This is a genomic window from Longimicrobium sp. (genome assembly GCF_036387355.1).
In the GTDB taxonomy this organism is placed as follows: Bacteria; Gemmatimonadota; Gemmatimonadetes; order Longimicrobiales; family Longimicrobiaceae; genus Longimicrobium.
In genome coordinates this window covers 1-18,672 of record NZ_DASVTX010000216.1, presented here as the reverse complement: position 1 = coordinate 18,672, position 18,672 = coordinate 1, and the positions used below count along the sequence as shown (strand labels likewise).

20 protein-coding genes are annotated in these 18,672 nt (G+C 71.1%); 14 read left to right on the top strand and 6 right to left on the bottom strand.

Translation table 11 applies throughout. The annotated features are described in order from the left end of the window. Positions 1 to 23: 23 nt before the first annotated feature. Complete coding sequence (locus VF665_RS09575) at positions 24 to 767, bottom strand: SIMPL domain-containing protein (RefSeq protein ID WP_331053196.1); 744 nt, start codon at positions 765 to 767, stop codon at positions 24 to 26. A 561-nt stretch (positions 768 to 1,328) separates the two neighbouring features. On the opposite strand from VF665_RS09575, the gene VF665_RS09570 reads away from it, so the two are divergent. The 4 genes from VF665_RS09570 to VF665_RS09555 all read left to right on the top strand — a co-directional run bounded on the left by VF665_RS09570 (position 1,329) and on the right by VF665_RS09555 (position 4,858). Next, positions 1,329 to 1,973 carry a hypothetical protein gene (locus tag VF665_RS09570; protein WP_331053195.1) on the top strand — a complete coding sequence of 215 codons (645 nt, stop codon included), beginning with the start codon at positions 1,329 to 1,331 and terminating at the stop codon, positions 1,971 to 1,973. Between the two features lie 244 nt (positions 1,974 to 2,217). Next, positions 2,218 to 2,943: an SDR family oxidoreductase gene (locus VF665_RS09565; protein ID WP_331053194.1), complete on the top strand. Its 726-nt coding sequence runs from the start codon at positions 2,218 to 2,220 to the stop codon at positions 2,941 to 2,943. Then, positions 2,940 to 3,560: an HAD family acid phosphatase gene (locus tag VF665_RS09560; protein WP_331053193.1), complete on the top strand. Its 621-nt coding sequence runs from the start codon at positions 2,940 to 2,942 to the stop codon at positions 3,558 to 3,560. The genes VF665_RS09565 and VF665_RS09560 overlap by 4 nt, the downstream gene beginning before the upstream one ends. Positions 3,561 to 3,895: 335 nt before the next feature. Further along, complete coding sequence (locus VF665_RS09555; RefSeq protein ID WP_331053192.1) at positions 3,896 to 4,858, top strand: SDH family Clp fold serine proteinase; 963 nt, start codon at positions 3,896 to 3,898, stop codon at positions 4,856 to 4,858. 312 nt (positions 4,859 to 5,170) lie between these two features. Here the strand turns inward: VF665_RS09555 and VF665_RS09550 are convergent, their stop codons facing one another. After that, complete coding sequence (locus VF665_RS09550; protein ID WP_331053191.1) at positions 5,171 to 5,812, bottom strand: tetratricopeptide repeat protein; 642 nt, start codon at positions 5,810 to 5,812, stop codon at positions 5,171 to 5,173. 665 nt (positions 5,813 to 6,477) lie between these two features. Further along, positions 6,478 to 7,641, bottom strand: coding sequence for a homospermidine biosynthesis protein (locus tag VF665_RS09545; protein WP_349263118.1), 1,164 nt, complete (start codon positions 7,639 to 7,641; stop codon positions 6,478 to 6,480). A gap of 102 nt (positions 7,642 to 7,743) precedes the next feature. On the opposite strand from VF665_RS09545, the gene VF665_RS09540 reads away from it, so the two are divergent. Beyond that, positions 7,744 to 8,106 (top strand): four helix bundle protein, encoded by a 363-nt coding sequence (locus tag VF665_RS09540; RefSeq protein WP_331053189.1) that lies wholly within the window; start codon positions 7,744 to 7,746, stop codon positions 8,104 to 8,106. 58 nt (positions 8,107 to 8,164) lie between these two features. Here the strand turns inward: VF665_RS09540 and VF665_RS09535 are convergent, their stop codons facing one another. Next, positions 8,165 to 8,998, bottom strand: coding sequence for a TIGR00730 family Rossman fold protein (locus VF665_RS09535; RefSeq protein ID WP_331053188.1), 834 nt, complete (start codon positions 8,996 to 8,998; stop codon positions 8,165 to 8,167). Between the two features lie 194 nt (positions 8,999 to 9,192). On the opposite strand from VF665_RS09535, the gene VF665_RS09530 reads away from it, so the two are divergent. From VF665_RS09530 to VF665_RS09510, 5 genes are all read left to right on the top strand, one after another. Further along, on the top strand, positions 9,193 to 10,248 hold the full coding sequence (locus VF665_RS09530; RefSeq protein ID WP_331053187.1) for a hypothetical protein: 1,056 nt from the start codon (positions 9,193 to 9,195) through the stop codon (positions 10,246 to 10,248). A gap of 18 nt (positions 10,249 to 10,266) precedes the next feature. Continuing rightward, the gene (locus VF665_RS09525) at positions 10,267 to 10,680 is read left to right on the top strand and encodes a DUF6941 family protein (protein ID WP_331053186.1); all 414 of its coding nucleotides are present in this window, start codon (positions 10,267 to 10,269) and stop codon (positions 10,678 to 10,680) included. 47 nt (positions 10,681 to 10,727) lie between these two features. Then, a complete protein-coding gene (locus VF665_RS09520; RefSeq protein WP_331053185.1) occupies positions 10,728 to 11,126 on the top strand; it encodes a secondary thiamine-phosphate synthase enzyme YjbQ in 399 nt (132 codons plus the stop codon). Further along, positions 11,123 to 12,067: a MaoC/PaaZ C-terminal domain-containing protein gene (locus VF665_RS09515; protein ID WP_331053184.1), complete on the top strand. Its 945-nt coding sequence runs from the start codon at positions 11,123 to 11,125 to the stop codon at positions 12,065 to 12,067. The genes VF665_RS09520 and VF665_RS09515 overlap by 4 nt, the downstream gene beginning before the upstream one ends. Positions 12,068 to 12,164: 97 nt before the next feature. Continuing rightward, positions 12,165 to 12,659: a hypothetical protein gene (locus VF665_RS09510; protein ID WP_331053183.1), complete on the top strand. Its 495-nt coding sequence runs from the start codon at positions 12,165 to 12,167 to the stop codon at positions 12,657 to 12,659. A gap of 469 nt (positions 12,660 to 13,128) precedes the next feature. Here VF665_RS09510 and pdxH read toward each other — a convergent pair whose 3' ends face one another. Beyond that, on the bottom strand, positions 13,129 to 13,740 hold the full coding sequence (pdxH, locus tag VF665_RS09505; RefSeq protein WP_331053182.1) for a pyridoxamine 5'-phosphate oxidase: 612 nt from the start codon (positions 13,738 to 13,740) through the stop codon (positions 13,129 to 13,131). Between the two features lie 8 nt (positions 13,741 to 13,748). Continuing rightward, positions 13,749 to 14,372, bottom strand: a complete 624-nt coding sequence (locus tag VF665_RS09500; RefSeq protein WP_331053181.1) for a DUF2911 domain-containing protein — start codon at positions 14,370 to 14,372, stop codon at positions 13,749 to 13,751. 150 nt (positions 14,373 to 14,522) lie between these two features. Here VF665_RS09500 and VF665_RS09495 point away from each other — a divergent pair, with 150 nt between their 5' ends. The 4 genes from VF665_RS09495 to VF665_RS09480 all read left to right on the top strand — a co-directional run. Next, positions 14,523 to 14,798 carry a CPXCG motif-containing cysteine-rich protein gene (locus tag VF665_RS09495; RefSeq protein ID WP_331053180.1) on the top strand — a complete coding sequence of 92 codons (276 nt, stop codon included), beginning with the start codon at positions 14,523 to 14,525 and terminating at the stop codon, positions 14,796 to 14,798. 426 nt (positions 14,799 to 15,224) lie between these two features. Next, positions 15,225 to 15,737 carry a phosphohistidine phosphatase SixA gene (gene sixA / locus VF665_RS09490; RefSeq protein WP_331053179.1) on the top strand — a complete coding sequence of 171 codons (513 nt, stop codon included), beginning with the start codon at positions 15,225 to 15,227 and terminating at the stop codon, positions 15,735 to 15,737. Continuing rightward, a complete protein-coding gene (locus VF665_RS09485; RefSeq protein WP_331053178.1) occupies positions 15,734 to 17,116 on the top strand; it encodes a CHAD domain-containing protein in 1,383 nt (460 codons plus the stop codon). Before sixA ends, VF665_RS09485 begins: the two co-directional genes overlap by 4 nt. Positions 17,117 to 17,237: 121 nt before the next feature. Beyond that, positions 17,238 to 18,672: pitrilysin family protein (locus VF665_RS09480; protein ID WP_331053177.1), on the top strand; the 1,435-nt coding region annotated here is incomplete at its 3' end.

Sequence of the window (18,672 nt, the reverse complement as noted above, 5' to 3'; positions counted from 1 at the left end):
CTTTTCATTCACCCTGCCCTGACCTACGGGGCTGTGCTGATGGTGGCCGTGATGCCGTAGACCACGGAAACCGTGGCGCGCACCACCAGTTCGCCGGGTGTGATGGGGGTGGCCGCGTCCGCCATTTCCGCACCCGCCATCCGCGCCATCAGCATGGGCTGCGGCGGCGGAGCGTACACGTCCGCGCCGGTCTGGGCCTCGCGGACTGCGCCGAGCTGCACGTTGAGCGCGGTGGCCATGGACTCCGCGTCGGCACGGGCGCGCCGCACGGCGTCGGCGATGGCCCGCTGCCGGAACCGCTGCGGGTCACGCAGCCCGAAGCGCACCCCGTTCACCCGGTTCACCCCCGCGGCGAGCGCCGCGTCAATCACCCCGCCCACGCGGTCCAGCTCGTACAGCGTGACCGAGACCGTGTTGCTCACCCGGTACCCCATGATGACGGGCTCGCCGCCCTCCTGCCGGGGGCGCGGGTCGTACTCGGGAAATACGTTGTAGTCGCGCGTGTCGATGCGGTCGCGCGGCACGCCCGCCCGCACCAGCGCGGCGATCACGCGCTCCATGGCGCTCGCGTTCTGCGTGCCGGCCTCCCGCGCCGTCGCCGCGCGCGTCTCCACGGCAAAGTCGGCGACGGCCTGGTCCGCCGCGGCGCGCACCTCTCCCGTTCCCGTCACACGCAGCACGGGCGGCGTCTGCGCCCGGAGTTCGGCGGCGTTCATGGTGAGCGCGGCCGCGGCGAGCGCGATCGCGGCAATGCTGGTTCTGATCATCCTCATCCCTCCCCCACACGGGTACGATTGGCGTTCGTGCCGCGCCGGTTCCGCGGCACCCGGTCGTGGTACACGGTCCCGGCGGCGGATGTTGCGCGCGGCCGTCGGAGGGAAAGAAAAGAGGGCCCGGAGCGGGGAGGCTCCGGGCCCACAGGGGGAGGTGGCAGCGTAGACGGCGTGGGAGGGCCGGTGGTGCGGGCGTGGGGCAGGAAGGGTGCTGCGGAATTGGTTGTTTTTGACTACAGGGCCGTTCGCTGTCCCCCCTTGGGACGACGCCGGTGGAAGGCGCCTGCGCAGACCCCCAGGGGCAAGCGCGGGGCCAGGGTGGGCCCGCGCATGAGTTCGTTGAGGACAAAGGACTTAGCCCGCCCTTGCGGCCCATGCGGGAGGTGTTGGATGGGGAGTGCGGGGGACTACTTGGGACAGGGCCGCCCCACGGCCGGAATGCGGTGTATCAGCTTCCGCCGAAAGGGGCGAAGTGCACGCCCGGTGGAGCGCGGGGGCGCACCCTGTTAGCTTGTGCGCGGCACGCGATGGGACGGAACGAACGAACGGGGCGAGATGGCCAGGAAGTACGGGATCAAGGAAGTGTTCGCCACCCTGCAGGGCGAAGGCGCACAGGCGGGAACGCCCGCGGTGTTCCTGCGCTTTGCGGGGTGCAACCTGGGCTACGAGGTGTGCCCCTGGTGCGACACCGACTGGGTGAAGGCGGAGTACACGCTGGACCTGGAAGGCACGCTGGCGCTGGTGCGGCAGGTGGCGACGGAGGGGTTCGGCGGCGAAATTCCCGGGCTGCTGCTGGTGGCGACGGGGGGCGAGCCCAGCCTGCAGTTCGACCGGCCGCTTTCCGACGCGCTCCGCGCCCGCGGCTACCGCATCTCCATGGAGAGCAACGGCTCCCGCCCCGTGGACCGCTCGCTTGTGGACTGGCTCACCGTGTCGCCCAAGCAGGCCGAGTTCGTCCAGAAGGAGGGAGATGAACTGAAGCTGCTGTTCACCGGCACCTCGGCCCCGGGCATTACCCCGGACGCCGGCGCGGTGCGGCGGATGGCGGACGGCACCCGCTTTGGCCACTACTTTCTGCAGGCGGTGGACGTCCCCGCGGTGGGCGGCCCCAACTACGGCGAGGTGATCCACACGGTAATGCAGCTGGGCCCACCGTGGCGCCTTTCGGTGCAGACGCACAAGGTGGCCGGCATCCCCTGACGCCGGAAGGCACGCTGGGACACCGTTTCCGGCTTGTATTGGAACCGGGAGCCGACCGGGAGGGACTCGCGCCGCACGGGTGGGCGCGAGTCCCTGTTCGTTTTCCTTCCGAACGCTTTTTTCCGACGCAGCGGAGGCGCTGCCGGGTGCGGGGCCTGCGACTTGCGCCCGCGTTCCGCCGGAACCGGAAGTCACCGGCGCGGGCGGGCCGGGACGCCATCACACGCATCAGGGAACGGATCGAATGCCGGGATCGCTGGGGGGAAAGACGGCGGTAGTCACGGGCGGCAGCAAGGGAATCGGGTACGCCGTCGCGGAGGCGCTGGCCAAGGCGGACGCCAGCGTGCTCATCACGTCGCGCCACGAGGACGAGGTGCGCGCCGCGGCGGAACGGCTGGACTTCTGCGGATCGGGGACGGTGGCGGGGATCGCCGCCGACCAGCGTGAGTACGCCGACGTGCAGCGGATGATGGCCGCCGCGACCGAGCGGCTGGGCGGGGTGGACATCCTCATCAACAACGCCGGCGTGGGAAAGTTCGCCCCCATCGACCAGATCTCGGTGGACGACTGGCGGGCGGTGCTGGAAACCAACCTGTCCGGCGTGTTCTACTGCTGCCGCGAGGCCATTCCGCTCATGCGCCAGCGGGGCGGCGGGTGGATCATCAACATCGGCTCGCTGGCGGGCAAGAACCCGTTCGCGGGCGGGGCCGCGTACAACGCCAGCAAGTTCGGGCTGCTGGGCTTCAGCGAGGCGATGATGCTGGACGTGCGCGACCAGGACATCCGCGTGAGCTGCATCATGCCCGGATCGGTGGAAACGCACTTTGGCGGCAACGAGCCGTCGGCGGCGGGCGCGTGGAAGATCCAGCCGGAAGACATCGCCGCCATTGTGATGGACCTGCTGGCCATGAACCCGCGCACGCTGCCCTCCCGCATCGAGGTGCGCCCGTCCCGGCCCCGGAAGGGATGACGGCGGACCCGCGCCCGGACGCGTCCGGCGACGGCTCCCCGGCGCCCGCCCCGCGGTCCGGGGCCGGGCGCCTGCCGCGCGCCATGATCTGGGATCTGGACGGCACCCTGAGCAACGACGCGGCGCGCGCCCACTTCGTGGAGGTGGAGCAGGGCCGCGCACGGGACTGGGAGTCGTACTTCGACGCCATTGACCAGGACCCGCCCATCGCGGCGAGCATGGAGGTGCTTCGCGCCATGCACGCCGCGGGCATCCGCGTCCTGTTCCTTACCGGACGCCCGGAGTACACGCGCCCAAAGACCGAGCGGTGGCTGGAAGCGAACGGGCTTACGGAGTACGACCGCCTGATCATGCGCCCGGCCGGGGAGCGGCGCCCCGCGGGCTACTTCAAGGTGGAGGCGGTGGCGCGGCTGCGGCGCGAGTACGAACTGGTGTGCGCCTTCGAGGACCGCATCGACGTGGCGGAAGCCATTCGCCTCGCGGGCGTGCCGGTATTTCTGTACGGCGCCGGCGCCGAGGCCGCGGCAGAGGCGCTGGAGGTGCTGGACGTGCGGCAGGACGACCTCGCCTCCGGGGGCGACCCGCGCGAGGCACGGAAGCGGCGGAAAGGCGAATAGCGCGTCCGCGGCCGATCTGCCGCGCGGTGGCGGCGGAGGAGTGAACTCGTTGCGCCGCAACACCGGCCCGCGTCCACATTCATACAGAAGCCGCCACAGACGCGCACTCCAGCGCCCGTAAGCTCTTGCGGGGCGGCAGGATGGAGCTTGACGGGACCAAACGAGGGCAGTATCATGCCGTACGGTTTGGGGCGGGGGATCGCCCGAAGCACAGAGCGGGGAGCAGACCCGCCGGGCGTCGTGCTGAAGCAGGCGGGTCTGCTCCGAGCCGTGGAGAAGCAGGTGGGGGCATTCGCTGCCGCCGGACTCGCGCACCATGAACAGGAGCAGTCCAGGTGGCAGAAACGATCCTCCCGGATTCCGAAGCGCTCACCTGGCTCTTTGCCGCGGTCGAGAAGCTTTCGGACGAGCAGGACGCGGACGTCTACATGTACTCCGGCGACATCGACCGGAGCAGCGTGCAGCGGTTCCTGGCGACCTACGAGGGTGCCCGCCACCGCGCCAACTGCGTTCTGGTGCTGGTGACCTTCGGGGGCGATCCCGACGCGGCGTACGTCATGGCGCGCTTTCTCAAGCGCGCCTACCAGCGGTTGACCGTGCTCGTCTTCGGGCCGTGCAAGAGCGCGGGAACGCTCGCGGTGCTGGGCGCGACCGAGATCGTCATGGGGCCGTTCGGCGAGCTTGGGCCGCTGGACATCCAGCTGTCCAAGGAGGATTCCCTGGCCAGCCGGAGCTCAGGGCTCGACATCTTTCAGTCGCTGTCCATCCTTTCGCGGCAGGCGTTCACGATCTTTCAGCAGCACTTTCTGGGAATCGTGGGCGGCAGCGGCGGCGTGATCACCACGCGAACCGCGGCAGACATCTCCACCGCCATTGCCACGCAGCTTCTGCAGCCCATCGCGGCGCAGATCGAGCCGATGCGCCTGGGCGAAATGCAACGCGCGATCAACGTGGCCATCCAGTACGGAACGCGGCTGGGAACGAGCGAAGAAGTGGTGAACCGTCTCACGATGGACTACCCGGCGCACGGGTTCGTCATCGACCTGGAAGAGGCCGAGAAGCTGTTTCCCGGGCAGGTGCGCGTGCCCGGCATGCTGGAACTGGAGCTGGAACGCGGGTTGCGAGCCGCGTTCCGGGTAGAAGACAACGACGACGTCCTGCAGTACCCGCCTGAGCACACCGTCACCTGGTGCCTGACACCGCGGGACGGGGTCTTTCAGGATCACCTCATGGGGAGATTGACCGATGAACTCGCCTTTCAAGCTTCCGCCCCGGGTTGCGGCGCCGCCCAAGCCTGAGGATGCGATCGCGCGGCTGGTGGCCAAGGCGGACGAGCGCGCGGAAGCCATTGTGTCACGCTTGAACCGCAAGCCGAACAGCCGGTCGCGGGCCGCCCGCGCCCAGGCCTGGACGCGCGCTCTGCAGCAGGCGTAAGGCCCTGCAGCAGCCGCGGGGCATCGGCCAAGCTGCGTCGCGACCGCCCCGATGCCGCCCGGCGGCTGAATGGAACAGCGCTTCCGGGCGGGAGACCAGAACAGGGGAGAAAACGGGGGACGGCCGCGTGGCCGTCCCCCGTTTTCGTTTCGTCCGCCTCGTGAGCGGCCGGCGCGCTACTGCGCGGGCGCGGACTCGATCGTGCGGATGCGGGCCTGCACGCGGGCGATCTGCTCGGCGTTGCGGCGGGGCGCGCGCTCCACGAAGCGGCGGTAGGCCACCAGCGCTTCCGGCTGGTTGCCGGCCTTTTCCAGCGTGACCGCCAGGTGCAGGTCGATGTCTGCGTAGTACGGCTCCAACTCCTGCGCGCGCCGGAACTCGGCCACCGCGTCATCGTGCCGGCCGGCGGCGGAGAGCGCCTGCGCGTACTGAAAGCGCACGAACCCGTCGGTGCCGCTCAGTTCGGCGGCCTGGCTGTACTCGTTCACCGCCTCCTCGGGATTGTTTTGCGCCAGGGCGATGCGGCCCAGTTCCGCGTGCGGGGCGTAAAAGCCGGCGTTCTCCACCATGGCCCGCAGCATGGCCGCCTTGGCCGCCTCCCCATTGCCGCGAGCCTGCTCCAGCAGCCCGATGCTGTACTCCAGCACTTCCTTGCTGTCCCCGCCGCGCATGATGAACCGCTGCTCGTCGGAGCGGGCGCCGGCCAGCAGAAAGTTCATGTCGGCGAGCGCGCTGTCGTACTGCGCCATGTTCACGTAGGCCAGCGCGCGCCAGTAGCGCAGGCGCCGTACGTCGCGGGGGCTGGCTCCCTCGACCAACCGCGTAAAGCCGCGCGTTGTAGGCGATCCACGCGATGTTCTCGCGCGTGGCCAGCCACGGAACCCCGACCTTGTCCCACACCAGCACTTCCAGGCCGCGGTGGAAGAACGGGTTCCGGAACTCCGCGCGGATCACCATGGAATCCGCGGCCACCACGTCGGCCCGGCCCCACACCTCGGGCTTGCCCAGCAGCTTGTCCTCGAACGTCTGCGGGCTGCGGGCGTAGAAGGCCGCCCAGCTGCCGAACAGCGGCTCGGCGCGCGATGGGTCCAGCCGCGACGCCCAGTAGAACGCGTCCGAGGAGCGTTCCGGCGCGAGGCGCATGGCCTGCACGCCGTAGTCGTAGTACGCCTGCCAGTCGTTGGTGTCGGCGTTGCGCGGCAGTGAGGGTCGGGGCGGCGGCAGCTGCGCGGCCAGGGGAATGGCCAGCAGCACGAGGCCGAGCGCGGCCAGGATGCGGTTGATCATGCGTGGAGAACTGCGTCGGATGGAAAACATGCCGCGGGACCGGCGGCGCGCGGGAGGAAACAACTGGTACCAAGTTCTCGCCTGGCCGGCGATCCGTCAACTCAAAAGGGCTGGTCCGTACGCCCGCGAGTCGGGACAAAACGCGAGCGGGGGAGCGCAGCCGCTCCCCCGCTCGCGTTGTTTTTCCGGACTCGCGTCAGCGGTCGCGGTCCAGCATGCCGCCTTCGTGTACGGCGTGCTCGCGCGCCACTTCCTGCGAAGCCTCGTTGCGCTCGGACTTGTCGTACTCGGACCGGATGCGCTCCATCATCGCCTCGCGCCGGTCGTACAGGCGCTTGGGCGTGCGCGGGGCGTGGTTGTCCATGGCGTACGCGGTCAGGATCGGCAGCGCGACGGTGCTGTCCAGGTAGCAGACCACGGCGTCGGGGAGCCGGTCCGGGTCGATCTTGCCCCAGCTTACGGCCTCCGCCGGGGTGGCGCCGCTCAGGCCGCCGGTGTCGGGGCGGGCATCGGTGATCTGCAGGAAGTAGTCGTGCCCGCGCTCGTCGATCCCCATTACCTCCTGGATCTGCGGCTCGGTCTGCAGCGCGAAGTTCTTGGGGCTGCCGCCGCCCAGAATCCAGATGGCGCTCTTGCCGCCGCTGCGCTTTGCCTCCAGCACGATGGCGGCCGTTTCGTTGACGTCGGCGTTGACGTCGAACATCAGCTTGTTCCCCTGCAGCGCCTTGGCGGCCACGTTCATTCCGATGGACGAGTCGCCGGGGGACGAGGTGTAGATGGGGACCGCGTGCTCGTACGCCGCCGCCAGCAGCGACTTGCGTCCGATCCCCAGCTCCTGCTCGCGCGCCGCAACGTACTTGCCGCACAGGTAGTGGAACTCCGCCGTGGACATCGGCTTCTGGAACTCGTCGGCCGCGATGATCTTGCGGAAGAAGGCGTCCGTGTCCAGCAGCACCGAGTAGTCGAAGAAGATGTCGTAGATGCGCACCACTTCTTCTTCGCGCAGCACGGTGTCGCTGATCTGCGGGTTCCCCTGGCGCAGGTCCAGCCCGATGCCGAAGTGCGTGTCGTGGTACAGGTTGGCGCCGGTGCTGATGATCCAGTCCACGAAGCCGGCCTCGATGAGCGGAATGACGGAGCTCATCCCCAGGCCGGCGGGGGTGAGCGCGCCGGTCATGGTGAGGCCCACGGTGACGTCGTCATCCAGCATCTTGCGGGTAAGGAGGTGGCACCCCTCCCGCAGCCGCGCCGCGTTATACGCCTGGAACGTCCCGTCCACCAGGTCGGTGACGGTCAGCCCGGCGCCGATCGGCTTCGGCTCGATCCTCTTCCCCGACAAGAACTTGCTTTTCTGAGACATGGAAACAGTGCGTGAGTGCTGGGTGCGTGAGTGCGTGAGTGCGCGGGCCGCCCGGTTGGGAGCGGCTCGCGATCAACGTTCATCCTGAAACAGGGTATCCCCGTGAGCGTAGACTCGTTCGAGGATCTCGTGGTGTGGCAACGGTCACGCGAACTGTGCGTCCAGGTATACCGCACGACGGGCGCAGGACCATTCGGCCGTGACTTCGGCCTCCGTGACCAGATCCGCCGCGCGTCGGTCTCGGTGATGTCCAACATCGCCGAAGGCTTTGGCCGCTACAGCCGGGCGGAGATGCGCCACTTTCTCGCGATTGCGCGCGGGTCCGTGTTTGAGGTGCAGAGCCAGGTGTATCTGGCGTGCGACCTCGGCTACCTGAACGCGGCGGAAGCCGAGAAGCTGCACGCGCTCTGCCGGGAAGTGGCGCGCATGCTGGCCGGCCTGCGCGCCTCCCTCGGCAAGCCGTGACGCGATCCGCGATCCACCGCACTCACGCACTCACGCACCCGGCACTCACGCACTTCCGTCATTGCGCGTCGTTCTTGTGCGGCTCCGCGGGGGTGCCTTCGGCGGTGCCGGGGACGCGCGGACGGGTGCGGCGGTCCTTGCGCACGCCGTCGGAACAGTTGGCCACGTAGCACTTTTCAATGGCCGCCACCGCCTCTTCCGGCGAGTCCGTCACCATCAGCAGGTCCACGTCTTCCGGGGAGATCTTGCCCTCCGCCAGCAGGGTGCCCCGGATCCAGTCGATCAGCCCCTTCCAGTACGCCGTCCCCACCAGCACCACGGGAAAGTCGCGCACCTTGCCGGTCTGGATGAGCGTGAGCGCCTCGAACAGCTCGTCCATGGTCCCGAAGCCGCCGGGAAAGATGATGAACGCCTCGGCGTACTTCACGAACATCGTCTTGCGGACGAAGAAGTACCGGAAGTTGATGGCGACGTCCACGTAGGGATTGATCCCCTGCTCGAACGGAAGCTCGATGTTGCAGCCGATGCTGAGCGCCCCGGCGTCCCTGGCCCCCTGGTTGGCCGCCTGCATGACGCCCGGCCCGCCGCCGGTGATGATGCCGAAGCCGCGCTCGCCCAGCAGCCGGGCGGTGTGCCGCGCCGCCTGGTACTCCGGGTGGTCCGTCGGGGTGCGCGCCGAGCCGAAGATGGTGACGGCCGGCCCGATGCGGGCCAGGTTGTCGAAGCCCTCCACGAACTCGCCCATGATCCGGAAGACGCGCCACGGATCGGAACGGGTAAAGTCGTCCGCCGCCGCGGGCGCCTCGTTGGGCGACTGCAGCAGCCGCTCGTCTTCGGTGCTGGTGCGCGTACGCTGCGCGATGTTCAGCGTGGGGTTGTCCTGCTCCGGCATGGTTCCTCGGCGCGGGTGAGTCGCGCGGGCACCCTCCCCGCGCGGATGCACAACATACGGATGCGGGGCGCCGCGCAAAAGCGGGACTCGCGCACGGCGCGGCCGCGCCCCATGTTCCGTACGGCGCGCGCGGGCGCGGCTTCACTCGGCACGGACGGAACCACGAGGCCATGGAGACCAGGCGGGGACGGGCGATGACGCGAACGCTCGCGGCGGCGGCGGTGGCGCTGATGGCGGCTGCATGCCGCGACCGGGCGGCGGACAAGCCGGCGGCGCCGCCGCCGGACCTGGGCACGGTGCCGCGCAACGTGGAGATGCGCCTGTACGTGGCCCGCGACTGGGCGTGGAACGAGGACGACACGCTGCGCGTCACCGTCGTCAACGGAACGCTGCAGCCGCTCTCCGGGGCCACGCTGCACCTCACCATCGCCGCGGGGGTCCAGCTGCGCGACTCGGCGACGGAGGCCGCGGAAGCCTTTGCCGCCAGCCGCGGCTTTCAGCCCGCCGCCGCGCGCCGCGCCACGGCGGACACCACCGTCCGCTTCACGGTCGGCACGCTGGCGCCAGGGCAGAGCGCGGAGTTCGCGCAGGCGGTGCGCACCCCGCCCGCCCCGCGCGGCACCCCCGCGGCGCCGGCGGACACGGCGAGCCGCTTCGCCATCATGGCGCGGCTGCTGGCGGGGGATGGAAAGGAGCTCGCCGCGGGGCGCGACACCATCCGCATCCGCGCGGGCTCGGCGGTGGTCACCGGGGGGTGCGGCGGCATCCGCGACGTGGCCGTGTCGCGTTACGGCATCGGGCCGGTGCGGCTGGGGATGAAGCCCGCGGACGTCCGCACCCTGTGCCCCGAGGCGCGGGACACGGCGTGGCGCGGGGCGGAGGGGATGACGGAGCGGGGGCTGGCCGTGTCGCTGGCGGGAAACCCCGTCACGCTCGTGCTGGCGAGCGGGGTGATCGACCGCATCGTGGTGGACACGGCGGGGCTGCGCACGGGCGCGGGGCTGCAGGTGGGCGCCACCGTGGCGGACCTGCGGGCGCGCTACGGCCGCCTGTGCGCGGACCCGGGCGAAGGCGCCGTGGCCGTGTGGACGCCCGCGGCGCCGGGGATCAGCTTTGCGCTGGACACCGCGGCGACGGCGCCGTGGACCGCGGCGAACCTCCCCGCGGACTCGCTCCCCGACGCGGCACGCGTGACATCCATGTGGGTGCGAAAGGGCGCGGACAGCTGTCCGGCGCCCGAGGCCCGCTGAACCGGAAGGCATGATCAAGTGAAGATTCCAATGGCGATCCTGGCGGACGAAGCCAACGTATCGCAGGAAGGCAAGCTGAACGTGATGGGGATCTTTGACCGCATTACCGCGGCGGCGTTCCCCGTGGTGCATCCCAAGCTGATCTTCGCCTTTCGCGTGCAGGCCGACGCGGCGGACGGGGGGCGCACGTTTCCCGTGGAGATCACCATGGAGGCGCCGGACGGCACGGTGATCTTTGACGCCAACGGCGAGATCGGCGCACCGCTGGTGCCCGCGGGCGAGTTCACCACGTTCAACCAGCTGTTCAACCTCGTCGGGCTGCAGTTTCCGGTGGCGGGCGTGTACCGCTTCATCGTGCGCATCGAGAACGAGGTGCGCGAGGCGCCGCTGATCGTGGAAGCCGCGCCTGTCGGGGATCCGACGCTGAACTGAGGCACTGCCCTTCTTGGGAATGTTCACCCCGCACGTTACTCTGAAGCATGGAAGAAATCCGCGTCCGCACCTCCCGCCGCGGCGACCTGGTGGAGATTACCGGGCCGCTGCGCGCGCTCGTGGCCCGCAGCGGCGTGGACGAGGGCGTGGCCGTGCTGCAGAGCCTGCACACCACCGTCGGCCTCACCATCAACGAGAACGCGGACCCCGACGTGGTGCACGACGTGCTCGCCAAGCTGGACCGGCTGATTCCCAGGGACGAGCCGTTCTACCGGCACGCGGAAGGGAACAGCGACAGCCACCTCAAGACCAGCTTCTTCGGCCCGTCGCTTTCCGTGATCGTCCACGGCGGAGAGCCGCTGCTGGGGACGTGGCAGGGCGTGTATCTGTGCGAGTTCGACGGGCCGCGTGACCGGCGCGTGGCGGTGCAGATGCTGCGCGCATGATCAACGACCTGGAACCGGGCGCAAAGCCCCCCTCGCCCCTGCGCTCCATGGTGCGACTGATGGCGCGCGGCATTCAGGCGCGCGGCCGGCCCGCCCCGCCGGACTCCGCCGCGCCCCGGCGCAAGGTGGCGCTGGAGCGCTCGGCCATCGCCATCGACCCGCGGCGGGTGCTGGCGTATGCGCACGCCACCGGCGGCGAAGGGATCGAGGGGTTCGGGTCCGCGCGCCCCGCCGCGCCCCCCTTCTTTTCCGCCACGTGGGAAACGGCGCTGGCGCTGGAGATGTTCGCCGGGATGGAGCGCCCCCTGCCCCTGGGCGCCTTTGTGCACCTGTCCACCGACCTGGTGTGCGCGCGGCCCCTGGTGGCGGGAGACGTGGTGCGCTGCCGGGTGGAGCTGGAGCGGTTGGAGCCGGTGCGCCGCGGCCTGCGCCTTACGGTGCTCGCCCGCAACTGGCTGGGCGCGGGGCAGCTGTGCTCGCAGTCCACTTCTATCTTTCAGGTGCGGACGGCCGCGCAGGGGCTGCCGGCGGACGCGCCCCGCCCGCCCGCGCCGGAGCCGGAAGCGCCCGCGGACGGGTGGGTGGAGCTGGTGCGGTGGGACCTGCCGGGGGGCGCGGGACGGCGGTACGCCCGCGTGTCCGGCGACTACAACCCCATCCACCTGTGGGCCGCCACGGCGCGGCCCTTCGGGTTCCGGTCGCCCATTCTGCACGGGTACGCCACGGCGGCGCGGGCGGCGCACACGCTCATTGAGCACTGCCTGCACGGCGACCCGGCGGAGTTCCGGGGGATGCGCATCGCCTTTCGCGCCCCGCTTCCCCTGCCGGCGAGCGTCTGCTTTCTGGTGAACGACGATGGGCCGCGGCGCTGGTTCCGGGTAGCGGCGCCGGGCGAGGGCCCGGTGTACGCCGAGGGAAGCTGGGGCGCGCGGCCGGACTGAGCGTTCCCGCTGCGGCGGCGGAGAACCGATCCTTGCAGGACTGCCGAGGGGCGCGAGGGCGTCCCCCGTTCATCATTACCACCCATCGGACCGCGGCATGGCGTACAGGGAATTCACGGACAGCGACGGCGTCTTCTGGCAGGTCTGGGAGACCCGTCCGGGAGACACCGCCAACGTCCGCGCCCCCTTTGCCGCGGGGTGGCTGACGTTCGAGAGCCCGGCGGGGCGGCTGCGGCTGCGTCCCATTCCCGATGCGTGGGCCGACGCGCCCGACGAGCGTCTGGGCGACTGGCTTCTGCAGGCGGCCCAGTCCGCCCCGGCCCCGCAGGTGGACAGCCCGTCTCCCTCGGAGAAGCGCGCCGCCGACGCCCAGGAGGCGGCCACCGCGTCCGCCACCGCGGCGAGCGTGGCCGCCGCGCGGGTGGCGGCGGCGCAGCGCGAGGCCGCCGCCGTAAAGCCCGCGTCCCCCGCGGACCTGCTGGAGGCGCTTCCCGCCCCGGAGGCGGCGTTGCTGGCACGCACCCGTGCGGCGGTGGCCCGCGCCCGCGAGGTCATTCGCACCATCGGCGGCACGGTGCGCGACGACGACTGACCGCGAAAGACACGCGGACAGAACGGCCCCGCGCGCCAGCGCGGGGCCGTTCGTCGTTCGGGAGCCGGCGGACAGGCACGGATGCCGCCGCCGCGCGTGCACGCCCGCAGCCGTCCGGCGGGCCGATGGCGCGGATGCGGCCGCCGCGCGTGCCCGGCCGTCCGTCGCCCCGGGGGGGGGGGGCGGATGATCAGGAAGCCGCGGTCGCGGGATCACGGCCGCCGCCGCATCAGGGCGGACGAAGGGCGCGGATGGCGCCGCCGGCGCGTGAGGGATTCGCGCCCGGAGGGCCGAGAACCCGGAGTGGAGGGGCAACAGCAGTACCGTTGCCCTGGAACGGAGGGGGCTCGGCGCCGTTGGCAACGGCTGTATCGTTGCCTACGGCGCGCGAAGCCCGACCCGGAGCGCAGCGGAGGGGCACGCCCGAAAAGCAGTACGAAAGTACGAGAGTACGAAAGTGCGGCCGCGATCAGGGATACAGGTTCTGCACGCGCCAGCGGCCCGGGTGCGCCGGGTCGCGGTCAAAGCGTTCGCGCTCGTGCAGCCGGCTCGCCCGCCCCTGCCAGAACTCGATGCGCTCCGGCACCACGCGAAACCCCGACCAGTGCGGCGGGCGCGGAATGTCGCCCTCGGCGAACCGCGCCTCGAACTCTTCCACGCGCCGCATCAGCTCGTCGTACGAGGCCAGCGGACGGCTCTGCGTGCTGGCCCACGCGCCGATGCGGCTGCCCCGCGCGCGCGAGTTGTAGTACTCGTCCGCCTCCTGCGCGCTGACGGCCTCCACCGCGCCTTCGATGCGCACCTGCAGCTCCAGCGGCTGCCAGAACAGGCAGAGCGCCGCGTGCGGGTTGGCCGCCAGTTCCCGCCCCTTGCGGCTTTCCAGGTTGGTGTAGAAGACGAAGCCGCGCTCGTCAAAGCCCTTGAGCAGCACCATGCGGTTGGAGGGGCGCCCACCCTCGTCGGCCGTGGCCAGCGACATGGCGGTGGGCTCCTTGACCTGCGCCGCCAGCACCCGCTCCATCCACTCCCCGAAGCGGCGGAACGGCTCCGCGTGCTCCGCGGTCCGGTACTCGGATTCCATGCCGTCCGTCACTCCGTTCCCGACACGGGCTGGATGGGCGCGGTCAGCCGGGTGTTCTCCCACTCCATCACCAGGGTGAGCGCGCTGCCCGCGGGCTGCAGCCGGATGGTGAACTGCTCCACCGGCGCGGCCGTGCGCTCCATCCGCAGCGGCACGCGCGCCAGGTCCTGCGCCTGGTCGTACACGGTGCCCCACTGCCCCGTCTGGCGGTTGATGATGAGCTGCCACTCGTTCTGCCCGGGAAGCGTGTACAGCGTGTACGTCCCCGCCGGAACGCGCGTGCCGCCGATGCTCACGTCGGTGGCGGTGACCAGCGTGGTGGCCGCGTTGGCGCCCGTGCGCCACACCTGCCCGTACGGCACCAGCCCGCCCATGATGGTGCGGCCGCGCATGTACGGCCGCCCGTAGTCCACCATCACCGTCTGGCCGGCCAGCGTGGCGCGCGCGGTGTCGCGCGGGCTGGCGGGCGCGGGGCGCGCGGCGGGCGTGGTCGCGGCGGCGGGAGCGGTGGCCGGGGCGGCGGCGGGCGTGGCGGACGGCTGCTCGGGCTGCGTCTGCGTGCCGCAGGCGCCCAGCAGGGCGGACAGGCCCAGCACGGCCAGCGCGGGGGAACGACGAGGTACGAGTGCCATGGCTCAGCTCCAGCGGAGGTGGATGATCGGGTGGAGGCCGGACGGTCCGCGCGATGGAGGCCTCGCGGGACCGGCGGATTGTACCCGCGCGCATGCCGCCCCGGCAAGCGCCGCCCTTGGTGAACGCGGCCGCGCGGCCCATGTTGAGGGATGATCTTTATCCAGATTCCCCCCGACGAAGACGATGCCGGCCTGGAAGCGGACTTTCCGCTCGGCGACGGCACCGCGGACACCGGCGCCTCCGTAGTCTGCCCGTACTGCGGCGAAACGGTGGAGATCGTGCTGGACCCCGGCAGCGGGCCGCGGCAGGAGTACGTGGAGGACTGCGAGGTCTGCTGCCGTCCCTGGACGGTGCACGTGGCCTACGGCCCGGACGGCGCCGCAGACGTAACCGTCGACGCGGCCGATGACGGCTGGGACGATTGAGCCCGGGCGGCCTGGGCGCTTCGGAAGCGGCGCCGGCCGAGGAGCGCAAACGCCGCTCGCTCAGAGCGTGCGGCAAGCGTTGCTCGCTTCGCGCCTCGGAGCCTGAGCGTCATTCTGAGCGGAGCGCTGCGCAGAATTCTCTTCCGCTCCGAATCGTGGCGCGCAGTCGAAGAATCCCGCCCCGAAATGTCGGGTACACCGCTGGCCGGCGTGGCACGCCCGGCATTCCTGGCCGCGTCCGACGGTGCGCCGCGCGCCACGCACTCATTCGCTCACGCGCGAGGCACGGGCGGGATTCTTCAGTCGGCGCCAGGCTGGAAGCACGCCGAAGGTCCGCGCCGCGCGTCCGGGACGAATCCTGCAAGGATGTGTAACGGAACGGGCCGGCGCGGAGCCGGTGGGCGGGGATGACCGGGGGAGCACGGAATGAAGCTGCTGGTGATTCGGCACGGAGTGGCGGGAACGCGCGACGAGTGGGCGGGAACGGGCAGGCCCGACACCCAGCGCCCGCTGACGGACGAAGGACGAAAGAAGATGCGCCGCGCCGCGCGCGGTCTGCGCGCCGTGGCCCCGCGCATTGACGTGCTCGCCTCGTCGCCGCTGGTGCGCGCGACGCAGACGGCGGAGATCGTGGCGGCGGAATACGACGACCTGCCGTTTGACACCATCGCCGAGCTGTCGCCGGAGCGGCGGCCGGACGAGCTGCTGGGGTGGCTGCGCGCGCAGAAGCCCGGCAGCACGGTGGCCGTGGTGGGCCACGAGCCGCACCTGGGCTTCCTGGCCGGATGGCTGCTGACGGCCCGCAACGATTCGTTCGTCGACTTTCGCAAGGGGGGCGCGGTGCTGCTGGAGTTCGACGATCCCCCCGCGGGCGGCAACGCGGTGCTGGCCTGGGCGCTCACGCCCAGGCAGCTCCGCACGCTGGGCGAGGCGGAATGAAGGGCGCGGCGGTGCTGCTGGAGTTGTCCGCGCCGCGGGCCGCGCGGTGGCTCGCCCTGCGCTTTCTGCACGAGGCGGACGAGGCGCGCGCGCGGCTGGACGACCCCGGTGATTCCGAGGCGCTGCACGACTTCCGCGTCGCCATCCGCCGGCTGCGCAGCACGCTGCGGGCGTACGCGGAGCACGTGGACGAGTCCATCGGCGGGCGCGACCGGCGGCGGCTGCGCAAGCTGGCGCACGCCACGGGCGACAGCCGCGACGGCGAAGTCCTCATCCAATGGGTGCAGTCGCGCCGCGAGGGCGTGCCCTCCGCCGGCCCCGACTGGCTGGACCGGCGCCTGCGCAAGCGGCAGGCAAAGCTGGGCACCGCGCTGCGCGACGAGGTGGCGCACGACTTTGCGCGCGAGCGGCGGCGCCTGCAGGACCGGCTGGAGCACTACACCAGCCACGTGGACGCGGCCGATCCGCGTGAGCTGCCGCGGATGAGCCTTGTTCTCGCGGACCTGGTGGAGCGCCACGCGGCGGAGCTGCGGGAGCGGCTGGCCGAGGTGCGCTCGGTTGACATGCAGGAGGTGGCGCACGAGGGGCGCATCGCGGCCAAGCGGCTGCGCTACCTGATCGAGCCCTTCGGCGGCGAACTGTCCGGCGCCTCCGCGCTGGTGAAGCGCATCAAGGCGCTGCAGGAGACGCTGGGGCAGATGCACGACGCCCACGTGGCCGCCGGCGTCATCGCCGATGCGCTGGGCGACCTGGAGGAGGATGACGACGAGCCGCGCGACGGGCTGGCGGCGCTGGCCGGCATCGCGCAGGCCGAGGTGCAGGCGCGCTACGCCGAGGTGGAAGCCGAGTGGCTGGGCGACGGCGCCGAGCCGTTCTTCGCCGGGGTCGCCGAACTCGTCGCGCGCCTGCGATCCGGCGGCGAGAACCGTGAGATCGAGCGCAAGTACCTGCTCCGCGGCATGCCCGTGCTTCCGGAAGGCGCCGTGCGGACGGACATCGTGCAGGGCTACGTGCCCGGCGAGCGGCTGAACGAGCGCGTCCGCCGGGTGCGGCGCGAAGGGACGACGAAGTTCTACCGCACCATCAAGATGGGCTCGGGGCTGAGCCGCATGGAGCTGGAGGAGGAGACGACGGAGCTCATCTTCCGCCGCCTGTGGAGCCTCACCCGCGGCCGGCGCGTGCAGAAGGTGCGCTACCGCGTGCGCGACGGCGACTTCACGTGGGAGATCGACCGCTTCCGCGACCGCAGCCTCTTCCTGGCGGAGATCGAGCTGCCGTCGGAGGATACGGAGGTCGCCCTCCCCGACTGGCTGCGCGACTGCGTGGAGCGCGACGTGACGGGCGAGCCGGAGTACGTGAACCTGAACCTGGCGCGCTGACGTTTCTCATCCGCCGCCGCATGCGGGAACCTGCGCCCGTGGGTGGGACCACCACGGGCGCACGCCGGTTGATTCACCGAAGGCTTGCATCGATTCCGCTCTTTTTTCCCGAAACCGCATGATGACGCGCTTTTCGACCCTTTCCGTTGTCTCTGCCGCGCTGCTCCTCGGCGCCTGCGCGCGCCCGTCCGCGAAAGGCCCCGCGCCGGCAGGCGGGCGCGAGATCCCCGCGGCGGACACGGCCCGGGAAGCCGCGGCGCCGGCAGCGGACCCGCCGGAGCTGCGGGCCGGGCTGCGGGGCGACACGTCGGTGCTCATCGACACGCTGCCCAACGGACTGGTGTACTACGTCCGCCGCAACGCCGAGCCCCGCGCCCGCGCCGAACTGCGGCTCGTCGTCAACGCCGGCTCCACGCAGGAGGCGGAGGACCAGCGCGGGCTCGCCCACTTTCTGGAGCACATGGCGTTCAACGGCACGCGCCGCTTTGCCAAGCACCAGATCGTGGACTACCTCGAGCGCGTCGGCATGCGGTTCGGGCCCGACATCAACGCCTACACCAGCTTTGACGAAACCGTGTTCATGCTGCAGCTGCCCACGGACAGCGCGGGCGTGGTGAGCACGGGAATGCGCATTCTGGGCGACTGGGCCACGGGAATCTCGCTGGATTCGGCGGAGATCGAGGCGGAGCGCGGCGTGGTGCTCTCCGAGTGGAGGCGGCGGCTGGGCGCGGGATCACGCATCTCCGACCGCCAGTTCCCCTTTCTGCTGGCCGGATCGCGCTACGCGGAACGGCTTCCCATCGGCGACCCGGAGCTGCTGCGCACCTTTCGCCCCGAGGCGCTGCGCCGCTTCTACCGCGACTGGTACCGGCCGGAGCTGATGGCCGTGGTGGCGGTGGGCGACTTTGAGCCGCGCGAGGTGGAGGGTATGATCCGCGCGGAGTTCGGCGGCATTCCGCGCTCTCCGGGCACGCCGGAGCGCACGCCCAACACCGTGCCCCCGCGCGACAGCACGCGCACGCTGGTGACGGTGGATCCGGAGCTTCCCGGCACCACGGTGAGCATCAACTGGTACCGCCCCGCTCGGCGCGACACCTCCCTGGCCGTGTACCGCGAGTCCGTCGCCGAAAGCATGTTTTCGGGAATGATCAGCGACCGGATGAACGACATCAGCCTGCAGCCCGGCGCGCCGTTCCTGAACGTGGGCTCGTACCTGGGCGGCTCGCTGCGCCCGCTGTCGACCTTTGCGCTCAACGCCTCCGTGGCGCAGGGCGGCGCCGAGCGCGGGCTGGCCGCCGTGCTCACGGAACTGCAACGCGCGGCGCGGTACGGCTTCACGGCGGAGGAACTGGAGCGCGAGCGGGTGGAATCACTGCGCAGCTGGGAGCAGATCTACGCCGAGCGGGCCAAGACCACGAGCGCCCAGTTCGCCGGGCAGTACGTGAGCCACTATCTGGAGGGCGGCGCGCTGCGGACGGTGGAGGATGAGTACCTCATCGACCGGACGTTCCTGCAGCAGATCACGCCGGCGGAGGTGCAGGCGGCCGCGCGCCGGT